The sequence below is a fragment of the Kribbella voronezhensis genome (assembly GCF_004365175.1).
Classification (GTDB): Bacteria; Actinomycetota; Actinomycetes; order Propionibacteriales; family Kribbellaceae; genus Kribbella; species Kribbella voronezhensis.
In genome coordinates this window covers 3448735-3467308 of record NZ_SOCE01000001.1, presented here as the reverse complement: position 1 = coordinate 3467308, position 18574 = coordinate 3448735, and the positions used below count along the sequence as shown (strand labels likewise).

The 18574-nt window shown below is 67.5% G+C and carries 19 protein-coding genes and 1 riboswitch; of the genes, 13 read left to right on the top strand and 6 right to left on the bottom strand.

Annotated elements, in window-relative coordinates; all coding sequences use genetic code 11:
* The first annotated feature begins 125 nt into the window (after positions 1-125).
* Positions 126-1319, top strand: coding sequence for an ATP-binding protein (locus EV138_RS15960; RefSeq protein ID WP_133979716.1), 1194 nt, complete (start codon positions 126-128; stop codon positions 1317-1319).
* 327 nt (positions 1320-1646) lie between these two features.
* Here the strand turns inward: EV138_RS15960 and EV138_RS15955 are convergent, their stop codons facing one another.
* The 3 genes from EV138_RS15955 to EV138_RS15945 all read right to left on the bottom strand — a co-directional run bounded on the left by EV138_RS15955 (position 1647) and on the right by EV138_RS15945 (position 4404).
* Positions 1647-2525 carry a DUF3037 domain-containing protein gene (locus EV138_RS15955; protein WP_133979715.1) on the bottom strand — a complete coding sequence of 293 codons (879 nt, stop codon included), beginning with the start codon at positions 2523-2525 and terminating at the stop codon, positions 1647-1649.
* Positions 2522-3331, bottom strand: coding sequence for a HipA family kinase (locus tag EV138_RS15950; RefSeq protein ID WP_133979714.1), 810 nt, complete (start codon positions 3329-3331; stop codon positions 2522-2524). The genes EV138_RS15955 and EV138_RS15950 overlap by 4 nt, the downstream gene beginning before the upstream one ends.
* A gap of 164 nt (positions 3332-3495) precedes the next feature.
* Entirely contained in the window at positions 3496-4404 is a 909-nt protein-coding gene (locus tag EV138_RS15945) for an aminoglycoside phosphotransferase family protein (RefSeq protein ID WP_133979713.1), read from the bottom strand.
* A 243-nt stretch (positions 4405-4647) separates the two neighbouring features.
* Between EV138_RS15945 and EV138_RS15940 the strand changes: the two genes are divergently transcribed.
* From EV138_RS15940 to EV138_RS15920, 5 genes are all read left to right on the top strand, one after another.
* Entirely contained in the window at positions 4648-5403 is a 756-nt protein-coding gene (locus EV138_RS15940; RefSeq protein ID WP_133979712.1) for a DUF3152 domain-containing protein, read from the top strand.
* Between the two features lie 63 nt (positions 5404-5466).
* Positions 5467-6327, top strand: coding sequence for a hypothetical protein (locus tag EV138_RS37635; RefSeq protein WP_202866731.1), 861 nt, complete (start codon positions 5467-5469; stop codon positions 6325-6327).
* Positions 6324-6980 (top strand): alpha/beta fold hydrolase, encoded by a 657-nt coding sequence (locus EV138_RS15930; protein ID WP_133979711.1) that lies wholly within the window; start codon positions 6324-6326, stop codon positions 6978-6980. The genes EV138_RS37635 and EV138_RS15930 overlap by 4 nt, the downstream gene beginning before the upstream one ends.
* A 21-nt stretch (positions 6981-7001) precedes the next feature.
* Positions 7002-7117: riboswitch (TPP riboswitch) on the top strand.
* Positions 7111-8457: a purine-cytosine permease family protein gene (locus tag EV138_RS15925; RefSeq protein WP_133979710.1), complete on the top strand. Its 1347-nt coding sequence runs from the start codon at positions 7111-7113 to the stop codon at positions 8455-8457. It overlaps the preceding riboswitch by 7 nt.
* A 38-nt stretch (positions 8458-8495) precedes the next feature.
* Positions 8496-9176: a class I SAM-dependent methyltransferase gene (locus EV138_RS15920; protein ID WP_133979709.1), complete on the top strand. Its 681-nt coding sequence runs from the start codon at positions 8496-8498 to the stop codon at positions 9174-9176.
* Between the two features lie 161 nt (positions 9177-9337).
* Here EV138_RS15920 and EV138_RS15915 read toward each other — a convergent pair whose 3' ends face one another.
* Positions 9338-9907 carry a methylated-DNA--[protein]-cysteine S-methyltransferase gene (locus EV138_RS15915; RefSeq protein WP_133979708.1) on the bottom strand — a complete coding sequence of 190 codons (570 nt, stop codon included), beginning with the start codon at positions 9905-9907 and terminating at the stop codon, positions 9338-9340.
* Complete coding sequence (locus EV138_RS15910; protein WP_133979707.1) at positions 9900-10394, bottom strand: RNA polymerase sigma factor; 495 nt, start codon at positions 10392-10394, stop codon at positions 9900-9902. The genes EV138_RS15915 and EV138_RS15910 overlap by 8 nt, the downstream gene beginning before the upstream one ends.
* A gap of 433 nt (positions 10395-10827) precedes the next feature.
* Here EV138_RS15910 and EV138_RS15905 point away from each other — a divergent pair, with 433 nt between their 5' ends.
* The 5 genes from EV138_RS15905 (at position 10828) to EV138_RS15885 (ending at position 15445) form a co-directional block, all read left to right on the top strand.
* Positions 10828-11382 (top strand): flavin reductase family protein, encoded by a 555-nt coding sequence (locus EV138_RS15905; RefSeq protein WP_133979706.1) that lies wholly within the window; start codon positions 10828-10830, stop codon positions 11380-11382.
* A gap of 79 nt (positions 11383-11461) precedes the next feature.
* Positions 11462-12544 (top strand): ABC transporter substrate-binding protein, encoded by a 1083-nt coding sequence (locus EV138_RS15900; protein ID WP_133979705.1) that lies wholly within the window; start codon positions 11462-11464, stop codon positions 12542-12544.
* On the top strand, positions 12541-13395 hold the full coding sequence (locus EV138_RS15895) for an ABC transporter permease (protein ID WP_133979704.1): 855 nt from the start codon (positions 12541-12543) through the stop codon (positions 13393-13395). The genes EV138_RS15900 and EV138_RS15895 overlap by 4 nt, the downstream gene beginning before the upstream one ends.
* Entirely contained in the window at positions 13371-14111 is a 741-nt protein-coding gene (locus EV138_RS15890) for an ABC transporter ATP-binding protein (RefSeq protein ID WP_133979703.1), read from the top strand. Before EV138_RS15895 ends, EV138_RS15890 begins: the two co-directional genes overlap by 25 nt.
* Positions 14108-15445 carry an LLM class flavin-dependent oxidoreductase gene (locus EV138_RS15885; protein WP_133979702.1) on the top strand — a complete coding sequence of 446 codons (1338 nt, stop codon included), beginning with the start codon at positions 14108-14110 and terminating at the stop codon, positions 15443-15445. The genes EV138_RS15890 and EV138_RS15885 overlap by 4 nt, the downstream gene beginning before the upstream one ends.
* A 111-nt stretch (positions 15446-15556) precedes the next feature.
* On the opposite strand, the gene EV138_RS15880 is transcribed toward EV138_RS15885, so the two are convergent.
* Complete coding sequence (locus EV138_RS15880; RefSeq protein ID WP_202866730.1) at positions 15557-16534, bottom strand: zinc-binding dehydrogenase; 978 nt, start codon at positions 16532-16534, stop codon at positions 15557-15559.
* Between the two features lie 498 nt (positions 16535-17032).
* Here EV138_RS15880 and EV138_RS15875 point away from each other — a divergent pair, with 498 nt between their 5' ends.
* Both EV138_RS15875 and EV138_RS15870 read left to right on the top strand, forming a co-directional pair.
* Positions 17033-17902, top strand: coding sequence for a glycerophosphodiester phosphodiesterase (locus EV138_RS15875; RefSeq protein ID WP_133979701.1), 870 nt, complete (start codon positions 17033-17035; stop codon positions 17900-17902).
* A gap of 225 nt (positions 17903-18127) precedes the next feature.
* Positions 18128-18544 (top strand): ATP-binding protein, encoded by a 417-nt coding sequence (locus EV138_RS15870; protein WP_133979700.1) that lies wholly within the window; start codon positions 18128-18130, stop codon positions 18542-18544.
* Positions 18545-18574 lie beyond the last annotated feature (30 nt).

Here is an 18574-nt window from a genome sequence, read left to right as displayed (position 1 = left end):
TCCGCGTCTAGGGGAATCTAGTGAAAATGCTAGAGACGGGTGATCTTTGACAGAGAAGCGACACGCTCTGGGGGCGGCTAGGTCAATCTAAGGAAAACGCTAGACGCGCTCATAGAGTGGAATGCATGGATCCGATCCGGAATCCCTATGCGCCCGGCGCTGGTCAGCGGCCTCCTGAGCTGGCTGGTCGCGATACCGAGGTACGCCAGTTCGAGGTTGTGCTCGAACGTGTCGCCGCTGGTCGACCGGAGCGGAGTCTGGTGCTGTCGGGCCTGCGTGGTGTCGGCAAGACCGTGCTGCTGAACACCCTTCGCAGCCAGGCGATCAAACGCGCCTGGGGCACGGGCAAGATCGAGGCCCGCCCCGACCAGAGCATCCGGCTGCCGATCGCGCAGGCGATGCACACCGCGATGCGCGAACTCGGGCACCGGCACCGCGACGACGACCGGGTCGACCAGTTCAGCGCCGTACTGAAGGCCTTCGCGCTCCGCACCGCCCAGAACGACCGCAAGGGCATCCGCTGGCACCCACCCGTCGACGTCGCCGCCGCCAAGGGCCGCGCCGACTCGGGCGACCTCGAGATGGACCTGATCGAACTCTTCACCGACGCGGCCGACCTCGCCGGCGACCTCTCCGTCGGCGTCGGGCTGTTCATCGACGAGATGCAGGACATCAGCGCCGACGACCTCTCCGCCTTGTGCGCCGCCTGCCACGAGATCTCCCAACAGAGCGCGCCCCTCGTCGTCGTCGGCGCCGGCCTGCCACACCTGCCCGCAGTACTGTCCGCTTCGAAGTCGTACTCCGAACGCCTCTTCCGCTACGTCCGAGTCGACCGCCTCGCCCGCGAGGCCTGCGACCGTGCCCTGATGGTCCCGGCCGAGAGCGAGGACGTGTTGTACGACGAAGAGGCGCTCGACGAGCTCTATGCCCAGACCGACGGCTACCCGTACTTCGTCCAAGCCTTCGCCCACGCCACCTGGGACCACGCCCCCGCCAGCCCGATCACGATCAAGGACGTCGCCGTCGCAGCCCCCGAGGCATCCCGCGAACTCACCGTCGGCTTCTTCGGCTCCCGCTACGAACGCGCCACCCCCGCCGAACGCGAATACATGCGAGCCATGGCCGAACTCGGCATCGGCGTCGACGACGGCCCCGTCCCGACCGCCGAAGTAGCCACCACCCTCGGCCGCAAACCCCAGTCGCTGTCCCCCGCCCGAGACGGCCTGATCAAAAAAGGCCTCGTCTTCTCCGCCGAACGCGGCACCGTCGCCTTCACCGTCCCCCACTTCGGCAAATTCCTCCGCACTCGCACAGCCTGAAACTCCTTGTGCTGCGGGCAAATCCCCCACGCAGCTCCTTCGTCGCCGCTCCCACCCACCCCGGCTCGCCGCTCCTCCGTCGCGGCTCAATGAATGCATTCGCGGCCACCCACCGAAGCCAGAGCTAGCCAGGTCCGCTGGAACGCACCCACGCGCCTCCTGCGTCGGCGCTCCCGCCCACCCGAGTTCGCCGCTCCTCCGTCGCGGCTTGGCGAAGGCATGCCCGGCGTGCCGCTGAGGTCAGAGCCACCTCCGTCGGCGGCCGAAACAGCACCTCACGCCAAAGCGCGCGAACACCTGGATCAGCTCGAGCCCGTCGCAAAGCTGCTACGAACTACTTGCCGTCAGCAATCGAGCTGCCTCGTCGACGATGCTCTCCGAGTCGGACGAGGCGATCGCCTCTACGCCCAGGCGGCGCCAGCCGTCCCGGGCAACCTCGAACTCTCGCTCGCCGTCGGCGGTAGTGGGAGGGGTGAAGACCGCATTGATCTCGACGCGGGACGGTATCTCGACCCCGGGACGCCCCTTCTTCGCGAGCGTACCGCCGTCGATCCGGAGGAGACCGATCAGGTAGTTCCACGCACGAATCTGGGTCTGCAGGTGCCGCGTGTCCTTGACGTCGAACGCCCACACCTGCGACAGCTGGTGAACCACACCGTCTCTGACGGCGAAGTCGATGCCGGTTTCTTGCGGCCCCACCGCCGCGACATGGAATCGCGCCACATGGTCAACGAGCTCAGGTCGCAATTCGAATGCGTGCCGAAGCTTCTGGACGACGCGAGTTCGCGATCGATGCTGAACGTCGGTGTCCGAGTCGACGATCATCAACTCGAATGCCAGGTCAGCGGCCTCTCGCGCCGTATTCGCCAGCACCGGCTTCGAGTCCGACAGTTGGACCAGATTGTTCATCCGGACCCGGAGATCTTCGATTTCTCCGCGACCGAAAGAGGGAGAAGGCGTACCGGGAATCAACGCCTGGACCGCGTCCAGGCGCGATGCGATGGCATCCTCGATCCGCTTCACGAACGAGTCGGTGTGACTTGCGGCGCCACCCAGCCGGGAGGCGCGACTGAGACTGCCCACCCGACGGAAGGACCAGTCGTCACCCTTGCCGGCGATGATGCCGATGTTGACGAACTCGCCCCGAACGGGGTCCGGCACATATCGGACAACCCAGTAGTCGTAGCGCACCCGGACCCCTCTCATGTCATCAGCTCCGCAGCATTCCGAAGCCTGTTCGCCACCGTTGAACGCCGAGCGTGAACGAACAAGGCCAAGGTGCACAGAGCGTGGTCAGATATGCCCCACTCTAGCGGCACGGATCCGATGGCACCGGCTAGATCTCCGATCGTCAGGGCGGCCACCGCGCTTGCTGCTGCCGTGAGGGCCTTTCGGTCGAGCCCTCTGGGCAGAACCTCATCCGGCCAAGGCCACGGCTCGTTGATCCGTCCCGATAGCAGGGTTTGTGTCCAGTCTCCTTCGAGACTGTCGAACCAGAGGCCATGATCGATCGACCACACCTGGTCATGCTCCGGCAGGTGATAGAGAAGTTGGAGATCGGTGCCCAGGCAGAGGTCCCAGAGAGCCAGATAGTGCGCGAAACGCTGAGCGTTTCCATCCCTTGCTACTCGGGTGATCGAGGTGTGCTCTTCGACGTCGGGCAGGAGTTCGGAGCCGACGTACAGGCCACTGGGCAACCGTTGGCCGTCGATGAAATAGGACTCGACCAATGCCCGATCCACGTAAACGAGAGGAGTCGGGCGAACTGGTGCCCCGATCAGTTGACCTATGCGTGCAACGATCAGTTCGTGAGCCAGAGACAGGTTGCCGTGCGGATTGCCCGGCCACTTGAGCCAATAGCTCTTGCCGTTGTCCGCGACGGCTAGAACTGGCTTCGCACCGGTTGAAGCGTCACGGACGAACAATTGTGCGGATGCCTGCGGTGCCGCGCGGTCTGCCTTGCGGAGAGCAGCCGCCAGGATGCCGTTCGACTCGGCCTGTCCGGCTGCCATTCATCCCCCAAGAAGCCTTCGACCGAAGCTGCATCCGCACGTCGCTGTGTGGCCCGCGGCTGCTGCTCCGGCCAGTTTCGTTCGGCTCTGAGCCTAGTGCCTGCACGGAGGTCCATCGCGCAGGCGAATATGCGCTTCATGCGAAGTCGTCCGTGGGGGCTTCGTCAGCGGTGCGACAGATGGTTGCCGAGGCGTTCTATTGAGTCCTCCGCGTCGATGAGCATCAGCTCGGCCAGATCTGCCGAGCGTTCCGCGGCGGCGCCGATGAAGATGGCGTTGTTTACTGCGGTCGCCCAAGCTTGGCTGATGGATGATTCCCACTCGTCCATTGGCGTGCCGGTCAGTGCCTTCCAGGTTTGTCGGTACGTCGTGATGCCGGCTTGTCTCGACGCCATCGTTACGTCGAGCATTGCCGGGCCGATTCGGGCGCTGCCCCAGTCGATCAGTTTCGGTGACTCGGGGGATGCGATCACGTTGTCGCCGTAGACGTCGCCGTGGATCAAGGTCGGGGGGAGGAGTTGCAGGCCGATCCGTAGCCCCTCGTCGTCGGTGAAGCGTCGGAGGAGGTCCAGCGCTCGAGCGTGAACCGGATGGGGCGCCTGGCGGGCGGCGCGGGCTATGCAACTCGGGGCGTAGCTGGTGAAGGCTGAGCGAAGGAAAGCATCGTCCACCCGAGGAATCTCCGGCGGCAGTTCATCGGTACGACCGAGGTGCCGCAGATGCAGGCGCGCCAAAGCGGCGTACACGGCTGCCGGCGGCTCGGACGCCCACCCGATCGCTCCGCCGGACTCGAACGGCGTGACAATCCAAGGGCCGCCACTGTCGATCCCGGAATCGATCAACTCAGGAAAGACCGGATCGTCGACGTCCAGACTCCGAAGAGCCATCACCTCACCCGGCGTCGCCCGCTTTGCGACCACCTCAGCCCGACCACCGGAGTACCGGAGTGTCACCCGCTCGACCCGAGGCGACGTCCGCCCACCCACCAACGCAGCTCGCCGCACGACGGCAACGTCGCTAACCCTCAACCATCGCCCGATCCGATCGATCCGCAGCGGCACAGACGAGGTCATCCACCCGAGCGTAGAGCCGCCCCCGGACCCCGTACGGCGAGTTCCTTCGTACTACGAGCAGCCCAGGCCGTGGCGGCGCACAGGCAACGTCCAGTCAGGCGAGAAGACTCTGGGGTTTAGGTAACGGTTTGGAGTGGATAGGGTCTGAGCGTGGGCACCGGGCGGAGAGGGCAGCGTCGTGGGGGTGGTGTGCGCGGGGGGCGGCACTGTCGGCGGAAGTCTTATCGGGCGCAGTGGTTCTCGGTGACTGCGTTGGCTGTGCTCGGAGTAGTGATGGTGGTGCATCCGGAGACCGGGCGGCAGCAGAATCTGGCGTCGCAGTTCGGGGCGGAGGATCGGCGGGTGGTCGCGAGCGCGCCGGCCGACGCGCCGGCGGTGACGCCCACTCAGGTGCCGACGGCAACGTTCACGACGCCGTTGCGGCCGGCACCGACCTTGACCAGGGCGCCGAAGGGGTCGAAGCCGAACGTCACCGTATCGACCGGGCGGCTCGCCGTGGTCGCCGGGTTCAGCAAGGCGAACGGCGTACGGGAGAAGTTGACCTATCGCGTCGAGATCGAGGAAGGCCTGTCGGTCAACGGGGCGGCGGTCGCGGCCGCGATCCACCGGACGTTGACGGATCCGCGCGGCTGGCAGGCGATCCATCCGGTCAGCTTCGAGCGGACCGACAAGCCCGACGCCGACCTGCGGATCATCCTCGCCACGCCGACGCTGACCGACAAGCTCTGCCTGCCGCTCGTCACCGGCGGCGAGGTCTCGTGCCGGGTCGAGGACCGCGTGGTGCTGAACGCCAAGCGCTGGATGTACGCCGTACCCGCATATGCCGGCCAAGTCGACCTCTACCGCAGCTACCTGGTCAACCACGAGGTCGGCCACGCGCTCGGCCACGGCCACTCCACCTGCGCGCAGAAGAACACGCCGGCGCCGGTGATGCTGCAGCAGACCAAGGGCCTGGCCGGCTGCCTCCCGAACGCCTGGCCGACCATCAAAGCGACCTGACGCCCCCGCCGTGAGAACCTGAGAGCAGCAGCCACCACCGAGGGCCGAGCCGAGGGAGCAGCGATGTCGTCACCGGAGTTCCCCACCTACGGGCGCGGCGACGACCACGACGAGCCCGAGCAGAAGCACTACGCCGACCCGGTCCCGTACGGCGGCAACAGCCCGTACTCCGCCCCGCCCGGCCAGCAACCACCCCCGCAGTACCCAGGCCAGCAGCCGTACCCGGGCCAGCAGTACCCAGGCCAGCAATACCCAGGCGGCCAGTACGCGCCCACCCCGTACGGCGAACAGCCTCCCGTCGCCCCCGGCTACTCCCAGCCGCCCGGCTACCGTCCCGGCAGTCCGTACGGTTCACCCGCGCACCCACAGCCGCGCGAGCTACCGACGTACGGCCGTGACCAGCAGCCTGCAGTACGGCGTGATCCTCGCGCGGCCCGGGTCGTCCTGTTAGCCGCTGTGATCGCGGCCGTCTACGGACTCCTGGTCATCTCGGTGCAGCGCGTGTCGATCCGGGAGATCGCTCAGCTTCCCGGCTCACCACTGAACCACCCACTGCGCACAGATGTCATCGACACCATCGGCCAGCTACTGATCGTCGTGGTGGGCCTGGCCGCACTCGGTATGTGGCTGCGGGACTTCCTGAACCGCCGCAAGGCCGGCCGCGAGCCCGACCCGATAGAGCTGATCGGTCTCGGCCTGGTCGCTGTCTCGCTCATTCCCCTGCTGGTGTGGTTCGTGATGGTGCTGTCGACCGGGATGGGGTCCGTGGACGACTCACTGGACCGCCTACCCACGGCGTACGGCTGGGGTGGCACTGGGCTGCTGATGCTGGCAGTCGGCTTCGCACTCGGGTACCGCGAGCTGAAGCCGGCAGTGCCGAACCCAGTCGTGCAAGCGGCTCCAGACCGCCCACCCTGGGAATGACGACTCCCGTAGTCCTGGTGCCCGGACTGGGACTCGGTCCTGAGTCCTACGCGCCGACTGTGGAGTACCTCGACACGCAGTACGAGGTAGTCACACTGCCCGGGTACGGCGAACGCGCGCCGCGGGGTGTTGATCTGAGCACCTCCGCGCTGGCCGAGCGCCTCGTAGTACGGATCAAAGAGAGTCCAGCCGTCCTAGTAGGTCACTCGGCGAGCTGCCAGATCGTAGTAGCCGCGGCCATAGCTCACCCTGAGCTAGCGAAAGCGCTGGTGCTTGTCGGACCGAGTGGAGATCGCAACACCGCGGGCTGGGCGACCCTGGCCGCCCGCTGGACAGCGTCGGCCATCTGGGACCCGCCGCGCCTCGTGCCGACGCTCGCACGGCAGTACTTCCGCACCGGCTTCCCATCGATGGCACGAGCGATAGCGGCGGCGCAGCACTACGACATGGCCGCCGCGCTATCGGAGTTGCGCGCACCGATCATCGTCGTACGGTCCAAACATGACCGACTCGCGCCGCCGCAGTGGGTGCAGCAGGTGGCAGACGAGGCGCATGGCGAGGCCTGGACGCTGCCAAGTGGGTCACATCTGCCGGTGCTCACCAACGGGCGGGAGCTGGCCGCGTACATCCGCAGGTGTAGCCAAGGCGAATGACGCGTTATCGTTGACGCGGTAACAAACCTCCGCGGGAGCTCGCACCGTATTGCGGGCTGAGAGGGCGACAAGCAGGGTCGCCGACCGCATGAACCTGACCGGGTAATGCCGGCGTAGGGAGCAGGTCACGATGACCACAACTGCCGTTCGTGATGCCCAGAGCAAGACCGAGGCGCCGCTCGTCCTCACCACCGATGCCCCGCGCACGCTGGGCTTCCTCGACCAGTTCACGCTCTGGGGCAACTTCGGGATCTCGCTGTTCGGACCGGTGACGGGGGCCCTCGTCGCGGCGTACACAGGCTCGCTCGTCAAGGGCCTGCTGGCCGTCGTGGTCGGCTGCGGGATCGGCGCCCTGGTGCTCGGTGGTGCGGCCGTCTTCGGTTCGCAGACGGGTGCGCCGGCGATGACCTGCCTGCGCGGGCTGTTCGGCCGGCGCGGCTCGATGGCGCCGACGGTGCTCAACATCGCGCAGAACGTCGGCTGGGCCACGATGGAGATCATCGTGATCTCACAGGCCGCGGTCGCGGTGACCAGCGAACGCTGGCGCTGGGTGTTCGTGCTGCTGGCCGGCGCGATCGCCACGGTGATGGCGGTTCGCCCGCTGGGCAGCGTGAAACTGCTGCGGAAGTTCATGGTCTGGCTGGTGCTGATCGCGTCGATCTACCTGTTCGTCGCCGTACTCAGCAAGCCGGTGCACTCCTTGCCGCAGGACGAGGTGTTCGGCTTCTGGCCTGCCGTCGACCTCGCGGCGGCCGGGGTCGTCTCGTTCGCACCGCTCGCCGCCGATTACACGCGCCACTCGCGCACGAACAAGGCGGCCTTCGGCGGTTCCGCACTCGGCTACGGTCTCGCGGCAATCGTGTACTACGCGTTGGGTGTGCTCGCCGTCGCTACTCTGCAGACCAACAGCACCGACGTCATCACAGCGCTGGTCACCTTGCCGGCCGGCGCGATCGCGTTGTTCGTCCTGCTGGTGGACGAGGTCGACGAGGCGTACGCGAACGTGTACTCCACCACGATGGCTGCCCACAACCTCATCGGGCACATCGACCGCCGCTGGATCTCGGTCGCCATCGGCGTCCTGGCCACGGGTCTCGCGCTGTTGGTTGACCTGGGCAACTACACGCAGTTCCTCTACTTGATCGGGTCCGTCTTCATCCCCTTGTTCGCGGTCGCTATCGCCGACTTCTTCGTGGTCAGCAAGATGCGGTGGGACGTCTCCGACACGGCCCGGTTCCGTTGGCAACCCACGGTGGCCTGGGTGTTCGGCTTCGTCGCCTATCAGCTGGTGAACCCCGGCACGGTCGACGGCTGGTCGCCGTTCTGGCTGGACCTGCAGGGCGAGATCTTCAACGGACACGCGGTTCCGGGCTGGCTCGGCGCGACGTACACGTCCATCGTCGTGTCGATGCTGGCCGCCGTCGTGTTCGGCCGGGTGGGTCGCAAGGAAGCGGTCGGGTCTCGATCTGGCACCTGATACTGACAGTGACCCAGCAGTGCCGGGATACTTACGCAATGCTGAACTCTGCACTGCGCAGCCGGGCCGAGTACGAAGAACTCGGGGTCGAGGGGCTAGCCAGTCGCACCACGCCCGAACGTGACGCCGCCGTCGTCAAGGCCGTCGAGGAGCTCCTCGACGGCCGCGAGTCGGTGCTGGACCTGTGCTGCGGCTACGGCCGCGTCAGCCTGCCGCTGCGTCGCGCCGGCAAGGTGGTCCGCGCCCTCGACATCTCCCCGAACCTGATCGAGGCCGGCCGGGCGAAAGCCGCCGAGGAGGAGCTCTCGATCGACTGGGCGATCGGCTCGATGACGGACCTGCCCTACAAGTCGGACTCCTTCGACGCGGTGATCTGCCTGTGGACGGCGTTCCACGAGCTGTTCGCCGAGGACGAGCAGATGTCCACGATCTGGGAGATCTGCCGCGTACTCCGGCCCGGCGGCCTCGCCGTCATCGAGGGCCCGATCTGGGGACCCGCCACCGCCTCCGAGATCGCCAACGGCATCCGCCAGGGCCCCGAACACCGCATCGTCACCACCGAACACTTCGGCACCAGCAGCGTCCACTTCATCCACGACGAAGCCAGCTACGGCCGCCTCTGCGCCGCGGCCGGCATCGAGGACTTCAAGGTCTACAAACGCGACTGGGGCGGCCGCCGCCGGCTCATTCTGGAAATCCACCAACCCGCCAACAATTGATATCTTTCGGCACCGTCGAACCGGTCGGCCCAGGGCGCGAGAACCCCTGACCAGGCAGGGAAAATGAAGCAGTCAAGAAGAGGCAGGTCCCCACTCCACACTGGGGGCCTGCCTCTTCTTGTCCGACGAGTGTAAATGCCGCGCGGGCGGCGAAGGAAAACTCAGCTTTTCGATTCAAGATTCAGCAGAAAACGTTTCGCTTCCAGGCCGCCGGCGTATCCGGTCAGGTTTCCGTTGGCGCCGATCACCCGGTGGCAGGGCAGCACGACACACAGCGGGTTCGCGCCGAGCGCCGTACCGACTGCCCGAGCTGCCTTCGGCTTGTGGATCTCGCCCGCGAGCTGTCCGTACGTCGTGGTGTGGCCGTAGCTGGTGTGCAGCGGCAGGTCGCTCAGGACGAGTCGCTGGAACGGGCTGGCCAGCGTCAGGTCCACTTCCAGGTCGAAGGAGTGCCGCCGACCGTCGAGATATTCGTCCAGCTGGCGGCGTACGTCGTCCAGGGCGCCAGGCTGACGTAGTACGCGGGGGGAGATCGCCCGGGCCAGCCGGGTCGTCACGGTCTCTTCGTCACCGAACGAGCTGGCGACGACGCGGCCGCCTGCGACGGCCAGCAGCAGCCTGCCGATCGGGGTGTCGTGCAAGGCGTAGGCGACGTCGGCGGTGGGCAGGACGGGCGGCCGGGCGGTGGCAGGTACGGCGAGGCGGCTGAGCCGGCTCTCGAGATCAGACATGGTGTACTCCGAGTTTGTCGCGCAAGGTGGTGAGCGCATCGCTGACGAGTCGGCGGGATGCGGCGGGCGTGGTGTCCAGAGCGGCGGCCACGCCGTGGTGGTCCAGGTCGCCGACGTACTTCAACGTGACAGCGAGCCGTTGTCGTTCGGGCAGTTCGTTCACGGCTCGCCAGAGATCGGGATCGGGCCACTCGGCGGCATCGGGTCCGGCTACGGCGATCGGCGGCGCGTCATCGAGTGGGGTCTGCGGTTTGCGGGCGCGGTGCACGTCGGTGGCGCAGCGGGCCGTGATCGTGAGCAGCCAGCTGCGCAGATTCCGCGCCGAGGTCAGCCCCGGGTACGCCGCGAACGCCTTCTCCCAGGCGCGTTGCGCGACGTCGTCGCCGTCGACCGCTCCCGCCAGCGCGCGGGCAAGCCGGATCACGTCCCGCCAGTGCTCGTCGATGAGCGCCTGAAAGGGCGGCAGCTGCACCTGCTCCGAAACCATCACGCCAGTAGAACGCACCACTACCGAATCCTGTGAGCCCGACCCTCACCTCCGCCGCGCGCCCAGTCGTCGCCGTGTCCCATGAAGCGGGCGATTGTGGGCGGGTGTCCCGGATGGCGAGATTGTCTAGTTGTCCAGTCGACTTTGATGAGACAGTTGCTGACATGACGACGACTTCGGCCCGGGTTCACGGCGGCGCTCCGCTGCCGGTGCTGGTCAGTTGTCTGCTCACCCGCCGCCGCGTCATCGACCAGATGCGCACCTCCAGCGCCACCTGTCGCTGACGCCTCCTGGACCGGGCCGCTTCCGAGCCTCCCGCGCCAGACCGTACGCCGTACAGCGGCCCGTTCCGGCCAGCTGACATCCCTTCGCCCGGTCGCGGTGTCCCTGCCTGTCCGCTGCCGGTCGTCCCTGCCCTGTCCGAGGGAGAGACATGTCCGTCCACGCGCTCGATCCTGCCCAGAACACCCGGCTTTCCGTGGTGCCCGACCGCCTCGACGAGAAGGCCGTCGACGCAAACGTTTTCCGTTCTGTCTTCCGTCGGCACGCCGCCGGCGTCGTGGTGATCACCGCCGACTCAGGTCACGGTCCGGTCGGATTCACGGCGACCTCGCTGGTGTCCGTCAGCCTGTTGCCGCCGCTGGTGTCCTTCTCGATCGCCACCACGGCATCGAGTTGGCCGACGGTCAGCAAGGCGACCAGCCTGGTGATCCACTTCCTCGACGCCGACCAGCACGACATAGCCGGCCGGTTCGCGACCAGCGGCATCGACCGGTTCGCCGAACCGACCCGCTGGTCGCGGCTGCGGACCGGCGAGCCCGTCCTGGACGACGCTCCGAGCTACCTGCGCGCCCTCGTCGAGCACCGGTTCGCGGTCGGCGACCACCACATCGTCGTGGCCCGCCTCGCCACCCACGCCGAACGCCGCGAACACGACCCGTTGCTCTACCACGACGGCCGCTACGCCACCACCAACCGCCCAGCCTGACTTCGCGCCGACCACACCGCGTCGGTCGGCCGACCTCACCTCGACCTTCTGTCAGCCCTGATCTGAGAGGGACTCCGTCATGTCCACCACCCGAAATACCCGCAGAAGACTGCGCGCCGGCGCGATCGCGGCGGTCGCCGCAGCCGCCGCCCTGGTGCTCGCCGGCTGCGGTGGCGACGCCAAGGCCGGTACCGGCCCCAAGCTCGCCCTCGACGCCGCCCTGCCGACCACCGTGCCCGCGGGCGCCAAGATCGTCGTCGGCGATCCCACCACCCAGAAGGCGCTCGAGCTGTCCGGCCAACTGGACAAGGTCTCGTCCTTCGTCCAGTTCGCCAACCTCAGCGGTGGTCCGCAGACGATCGAGGCCTTCCGGGCGCACGCGCTCGACGTCGGCTCGGTCGCCGAGATCCCGTCCATCCACGCGACGTGGACCGGGCTGCACGTGAAGATCGTCGCCTCCAAGTTCCGGCAGGACCCGATCAAGCACCCGATCTACGAACTGGGTGTGGCGCCCGGCGCGAACGTGCAGACGCTGACCGATCTCCGCGGCAAGAAGATCGCTTTCAGTCCCGGCCAGGCCCAGGGCGCCTTGGTGCTCAAGGTGCTGAAGAAGGCCGGCCTGACCAAGGACGACGTCAAGCTCATCGAGTTGCCCAGCACCGGCGACGTGTACACGAATGCGCTGGCGGCCAAGCAGGTCGAGGTCGCCCCGATCGGCGGCGTACAGATCAAGCGGTACCTGACGAAGTACGGCAAGGACGGGGCGACCACGATTCCGCACGGCCTGCGGGACGACGCCGGACACCTGTACGTGCAGACCGAGTCGCTGGAGGACGCCGGCAAGGCGGCAGCGATCCGGGCGTACGTCGCCGCCTGGGGTGTCGCGCAGGACTGGATCGACAAGCACCCGAAGGAATGGATCGCGGGGTACTACGTGAAGGACCAGGGCCTCTCCGCCGCCGATGGGCAGTGGCTCGTCGACAACGCCGGCCGCCCGGACATCAGCGCCAATTGGAGCGACGCGATCACTCGGCACCAGGAGACGATCGACCTGCTGGCGGCCGAACTCGGCAAGCCGGTGATCAAGGCCGCCGACCTGTACGACCTGCGCTTCCAGTCGGTGGCCGCCGATGCCATCAAGGCCGCCGGAGCCGGCCGATGAGCGGCCAGTTGGCGACGCTGACCGGCGTACGGGCCGAAGAGCGCGCGTCGGCTGCCACCCGCCCCGTACGCCGTCGGCGCCGGCTCGGTCCGGGGAAGCCGATCAGATTCGGCGCGGCCATCGGCCCTGTTCTGTTGCTGGCGATCTGGAGCATCGGGTCCGCCGTCGACTGGCTCGATCCGCGGGTGCTGTCCGCGCCCTGGACGGTCGTCACCACGACCGGCGACCTGATTGCCGACGGCCGGCTCCAGTCGAACCTGCTGACGTCGGCCCAGCGCGCAGCCGCCGGTCTGGGGCTTGGCATCGCGCTCGGCGTCGTCCTGGCGCTGCTGTCCGGCCTCAGCCGGATCGGTGAAGCGATCCTCGACGGCCCGATCCAGATCAAGCGGGCGATCCCGTCCCTCGCGCTGCTGCCGCTGCTGATCCTCTGGCTCGGCATCGGCGAATCGATGAAGATCACCACCATCACGCTCGGCGTCTTCGTGCCGATCTACCTCCACACCCACAACGGCCTCCGCACGATCGACAGCCGGTACGTCGAACTCGCGCAAACTGTCGGCCTGTCCCGCCCGGAGTTCGTGCGGAAAGTGGTGTTGCCGGGTGCCTTGCCGGGTTTTCTGCTCGGACTCCGGTTCGCGGTGACGGCTGCCTGGCTGTCGCTCGTGGTGGTCGAACAGATCAACTCCACCAGCGGAATCGGCTACATGATGGAACTGGCCCGCACCTACGGACAGACCGACATCATCATCGTCGGGCTGGTGCTCTACGGGGTGCTCGGTCTGCTCTCCGACGGTGCCGTCCGGTTGATTCAGAGGAGGGCGCTGACATGGCGACGCACACTGGCGGACTGACGACAACGCTGACCCGCGACACCACCGTCGCGGTCGAAGTGACAAGCCTGGTACGCCGGTACGCCGACCGGGTGGTGCTCGACGAACTCGACCTCGCCATCAAGCCCGGTGAATTCGTTGCCCTGTTGGGAAAGAGCGGCTCCGGCAAGAGCACGTTGCTCAGGGCGCTGGCCGGGCTGGACCATGGCGTGGCGGGCAGCGGCGACCTCGTCGTACCGGAAAACGTTTCTGTGGTTTTCCAGGATTCACGGTTGTTGCCGTGGGCCCGTGTTCTCGACAATGTGGTACTCGGGTTGTCCGGCGCTGAGGAACGGGGGCGGAAAAGTCTTGCCGAAGTTGGGCTCGCAGGGCGCGAGAACGCTTGGCCGAGTGAGCTGTCCGGTGGCGAGCAGCAGCGAGTCGCCTTGGCGCGATCGCTTGTCCGTGAGCCCGAGTTGTTGCTCGCGGACGAGCCGTTCGGTGCGCTGGATGCCCTTACCAGGTTGAAGATGCACGCGTTGCTGCGCAAGCTCTGCGCCGCGCACCAACCCGCGGTACTGCTCGTCACTCACGACGTCGACGAGTCGATCGTGCTTGCCGATCGCGTGATCGTGCTCGACGAGGGCCGCATCGTCGCGACCGAGACGATCGAGTTGTCCACGCCTCGCTCGCCGGCGGATCCCGGATTCGCCGCTGTCCGTTCCCGCCTACTCGATGCCCTGGGAGTGTCGCTATGACCCGGCAGTTGCACCTGAACGCGTTTCTGATGAGTACCGGGCACCACGAGGCGTCGTGGCGGCTGCCGGAGAGCAACCCGCTCGCGAACACGGACGTGACGCACTACCAGAACCTGGCCCGGATCGCGGAGCGCGGAAAGTTCGACTCGATCTTCTTTGCCGACTCGCCGGTGCTGTTCGGGAATGTCGGCCGGCGTCCGGCGGGATCGCTGGAACCGACGGTGTTGCTGACGGCAATCGCCGCGGTGACCTCGAAGCTCGGGGTGATCGCGACGGCCTCCACGACGTACAACGATCCCTTCAACCTGGCCAGGCGTTTCGCGAGTGTGGATCACGTCAGCGGCGGACGGGCCGGCTGGAATGTGGTCACCACAGCAGGACCCGAGGCGGCGAAGAACTTCAACCTGGCCGACCAGCCGGCGCACGCCGAACGGTACGACCGGGCGGCGGAGTTCCTCGAGGTCGCGTTCAAGCTCTGGGACTCCTGGGAGGACGACGCGACGCTGGCCGACAAGGAGTCCGGCGTCTGGGGCGACAACGACAAGGTGCACCCGATCGACCATGTCGGCCGGCATTTCCAGGTCCGCGGTCCGCTGAACCTGCCGCGCTCCCCGCAGGGCCACCCGCTGATCGTCCAGGCCGGCTCGTCCGAGGACGGCAAGGGGCTGGCGGCGCGGTATGCCGAGGCGGTGTTCACCGCACAGCAAACGCTTGCGGATGCGCAGGAGTTCTACGCCGATCTGAAGGCGCGTACCGCGGCGGTCGGGCGGGACCCGGACGGGATCAAGATCCTGCCGGGCATCGTGCCGGTGATCGGCGGCACGGTCGAGGAGGCGTTGCGGTCCGAACGCGAGCTGGACGAGCTGATCCGGCCGGAGTACGCCCGCGACCAATTGGCCAAGACGCTCAAGCTGAAGGCCGAAGACCTGCCGCTGGACCAGCAGTTGCCGGCCGACCTACCGGACGAGGACGAGATCGAAGGGGCGAAGAGCCGCTACACCTTGATCGTCACGCTCGCCCGCCGGGAGAAGCTGACCGTTCGCGAGCTGATCGGTCGGCTCGGCGGTGGCCGCGGCCACCGCACCTTCAGCGGTACGCCGGAACAGGTGGCCGACGCGATCCAGGAGTGGTTCGACGCCGGCGCGGCCGACGGGTTCAACATCATGCCCGCCGTCCTCCCTTCCGGCCTGGAGGCCTTCACCGACCACGTCGTCCCGATCCTCCAGCACCGCGGCCTCTTCCGCACCGAGTACACCGGCACTACCCTCCGCGACCACTACAACCTCCCCCGCCCACCCGCCCGCACCAACTTGTTGCACCAAGCAACAGCCTGACCGACCCACTCCACCCCGGGTTAGAGAGCTGCAATCGTTGCGTCTTCCCGCCCCGGCCGCTGGCGGTCGGCCGGGGCGGGAGGAGTACCTGATCGCCTAGCGCAGTACGGGTCAGTTGATGCGGACGACGAGTTTGCCGACGGCTTGGCCGGTTTCCATGACCTGGTGGGCTTCGGCGATCTCCTCCATCGCGAAGACGCGGTCGATGCGAATCGGCAGCCGGCCGGCGGCGACGAGGTCGACGTACCGCTGGAATGCCTCCGCCGGCAGGTCGCTGCTCTCGCCGCCGTACGCGGTCAGGCGCACGCCGTTGGGGAGATAGCCGATCGGATAGAAGTCCGGAATCGTCCACGCGTCGCTCAGCATGCCGGTGAAGCAGACCGTGCCGTGGACGGCGGTTGCCCTCAGGGTGTCCGGCAGGACGTTCGTGCCGACGAGTTCGAGCGCCGCGTGTACGCCGTCGGGAACGATTTTCCGCACGTTTTCCGCGATGTTTCCGTCGTCGAGCAGCGGATGGTCGACGCCGAGGTCCCGCAGCAGGTCCAGCCGGTCGGGGTTACGGGTGGTCGAGAGGACGGTCAGCCCGAAGTCCTTGGCGAGAACCGCCGCCGCGACACCCACAGACGAGGTGCCGCCACGCACCAAAAACGTTTGCCCTGGCTCGATCCCCAGCCCGGTGTGCAGCGATCCGTGAGCTGTCTGCAGCATCTCCGGCAGGGCGCCGAGCGTGGCCCAGTCGAGGTCGGTCTGCACCGGGATCACCGAGCCGGCCGGCACCACGGTGTACTCCGCATAGCCGCCGTCGAACTGCCGGCCCATTCCGCCCATCATGGCGACCACCTGCTGCCCGGGCGAGAATTCGCCACCCGGCGCCAGATCCACTGTCCCGGCCGCCTCGATCCCCGGAATGATCGGAAACTTCGCCCCGGTCGCCAGCCCGGCCCGCAGGTGGTACTCGGACCGGTTCAGCCCGAACGCCTCCACCTTGATCCGCACCCACCCGACCTCCGGCTCCGGCACCTCCACCCGCGAAACCCGCAACTCCCCAGCCGCCACCGGCCCGTCCAGCACCACCGCCCGCATCTCCATCCCCACATCGTCACCCACCACGCCCCCAGACCCGCCACGTCCCCCGACCCACCACGTCCCCCCGACCCACCAGCCCCCGGCCCACCACGTCCCCCGATCCACCACGTCCCCCCCGACCCACCAGCCCCCGGCCCACCACGTCCCCCGATCCACCACGTCCCCCCCCGACCCACCAGCCCCCGGCCCACCACGTCCCCCGATCCACCACGTCCCCCCCGACCCACCAGCCCCCGGCCCACCGCGCCGCCCCCGCCCCACCACGCCGCCCGCGGCCCACCACGCCCCCCGACCCAGCGCACACACCTCCGCTGCGACATCCCGCTCTGGAAGGTCAAGCCCATCAGCTGCTGCTCGCCCCGCTGGTGTAGCCGTTGCCCAAGACCGGGGCTTGGTCTCGCGAGCGCATGGCGTACTCGGGTGTGTTGTTGGTGTAATCGGTTTCCCAAAAAGAGGCGTGGCTGTATTCGTGGTGGGCGGCGGCGTGCCAGAGTTCTCGGTATGGGGAGACGCCCAGCAGTGGTGGCCCATCGTGGCGCGAGTGAAGTCAGTCCCGAGCACACGCTGGCGGCGTACCGTCGGGCGGTGGAGGCCGGGGCGGACGGGCTCGAGTGCGACATCCGGCTGACGGCCGACGGTCATCTGGTCTGCGTGCACGACCGCCGGATCGACCGGACCTCCAACGGTCGCGGCGTGCTGTCCACGATGAGCCTCGAAGAGCTCGACAGCTTCGACTGGGGCTCGTGGAAGAACCCGTGGGCCGAACTCGACGACGAGGCCGAGCTGCCCGACTCGGACATGACCAAGGTGCTGACGCTGGAGAAACTGCTGGCGACCGTGTACGACGCCGGCCGGCCGCTGGAGCTGGCGATCGAGACCAAGCACCCGACCCGGTACGCCGGCCTGGTGGAGCGCCGCCTGATCGAGATGCTCGACCGGTTCGGCTGGGCGCACCCGAAGGTCGGCTCGGAGTCGCCGGTGAGGGTGATGAGCTTCTCCTGGCTGTCACTGCGCCGGATGCGGGTACTCGCGCCGGGTCTACGAACCGTGCTGCTGATGGATCGGGTACCGCTGCGGTTCCGGGACGGCTCGCTGCCGACCGGCGTCTCGTACGCGGGTCCGAGTCTGGACATCGTCACCGCCCACCCGGAGTACGTCGACCGAGCGCACAAGCACGGTCATCAGGTGCACGTCTGGACGGTGAACACCGAGCAGGATGTCCGGCACTGCCGCGACATCGGCGTCGACGCCCTGATCAGCGACCGTCCGGAGCTGGCCCTGGAGGTCCTCGCGGAGGATCCCGCGGACGCCCCCTCGGCGCAGCCCGAGCAGCGCAAAACGCTCAAGGATCGGCTTCGGGCCCGCCGCTAGCCGGTTGCGGAGAGTTCTGAGATCACCGCGGTTGACGGTCCGGCTGTGTGATCAATTGAATGCACACGGTTATTTGGACGTTCCATTCTGGTGGTTATATCTCAGTTTCTTCGCTAAATGTGTGATCTGGCGCGCCACTGTGTAACGGAATACCAAAGGGTGTTTTCGCCGACCGGATCGGGGGCAGATGTCTGAGTGCTGTTCCATTGACTGAGGAGACCCTGCTTGTCCTCTGCGACCTTGCCCGCCGACGTGAGTGTTGTGGACGTCGTACTGCCGCACGAAGTGTCCGCGGTAGCGGATGCCCGCCGCCGTCTGGCCGGCTATCTGAAGCGGTACCGGGTCGCCGGGAATGCCTTGGACGACGCGCAATTGGTGCTGTCCGAGCTGCTCTCGAACGCCATCCGGTACGCACCCGCGCTGCCGGCCGGTGAGGTCCGGGCCACCTGGTGGATCGACAAGGCAGGCATCCATCTGGAGGTCACCGACGGCTGCGGCGACACCGAGCCGCGCCGGGTCAGCGAGGCGCACCCGGAATCGATCGGCGGCCGCGGCCTGGCGATCGTCGACGTGCTCAGCTCGGAATGGGGCGTCCGGACGGCGGCCACCCGGCGTACCGTCTACGCCGTCGTCCCCGGCTGAACTAACTGCCCGGCCGGAGATCCTGCAAGA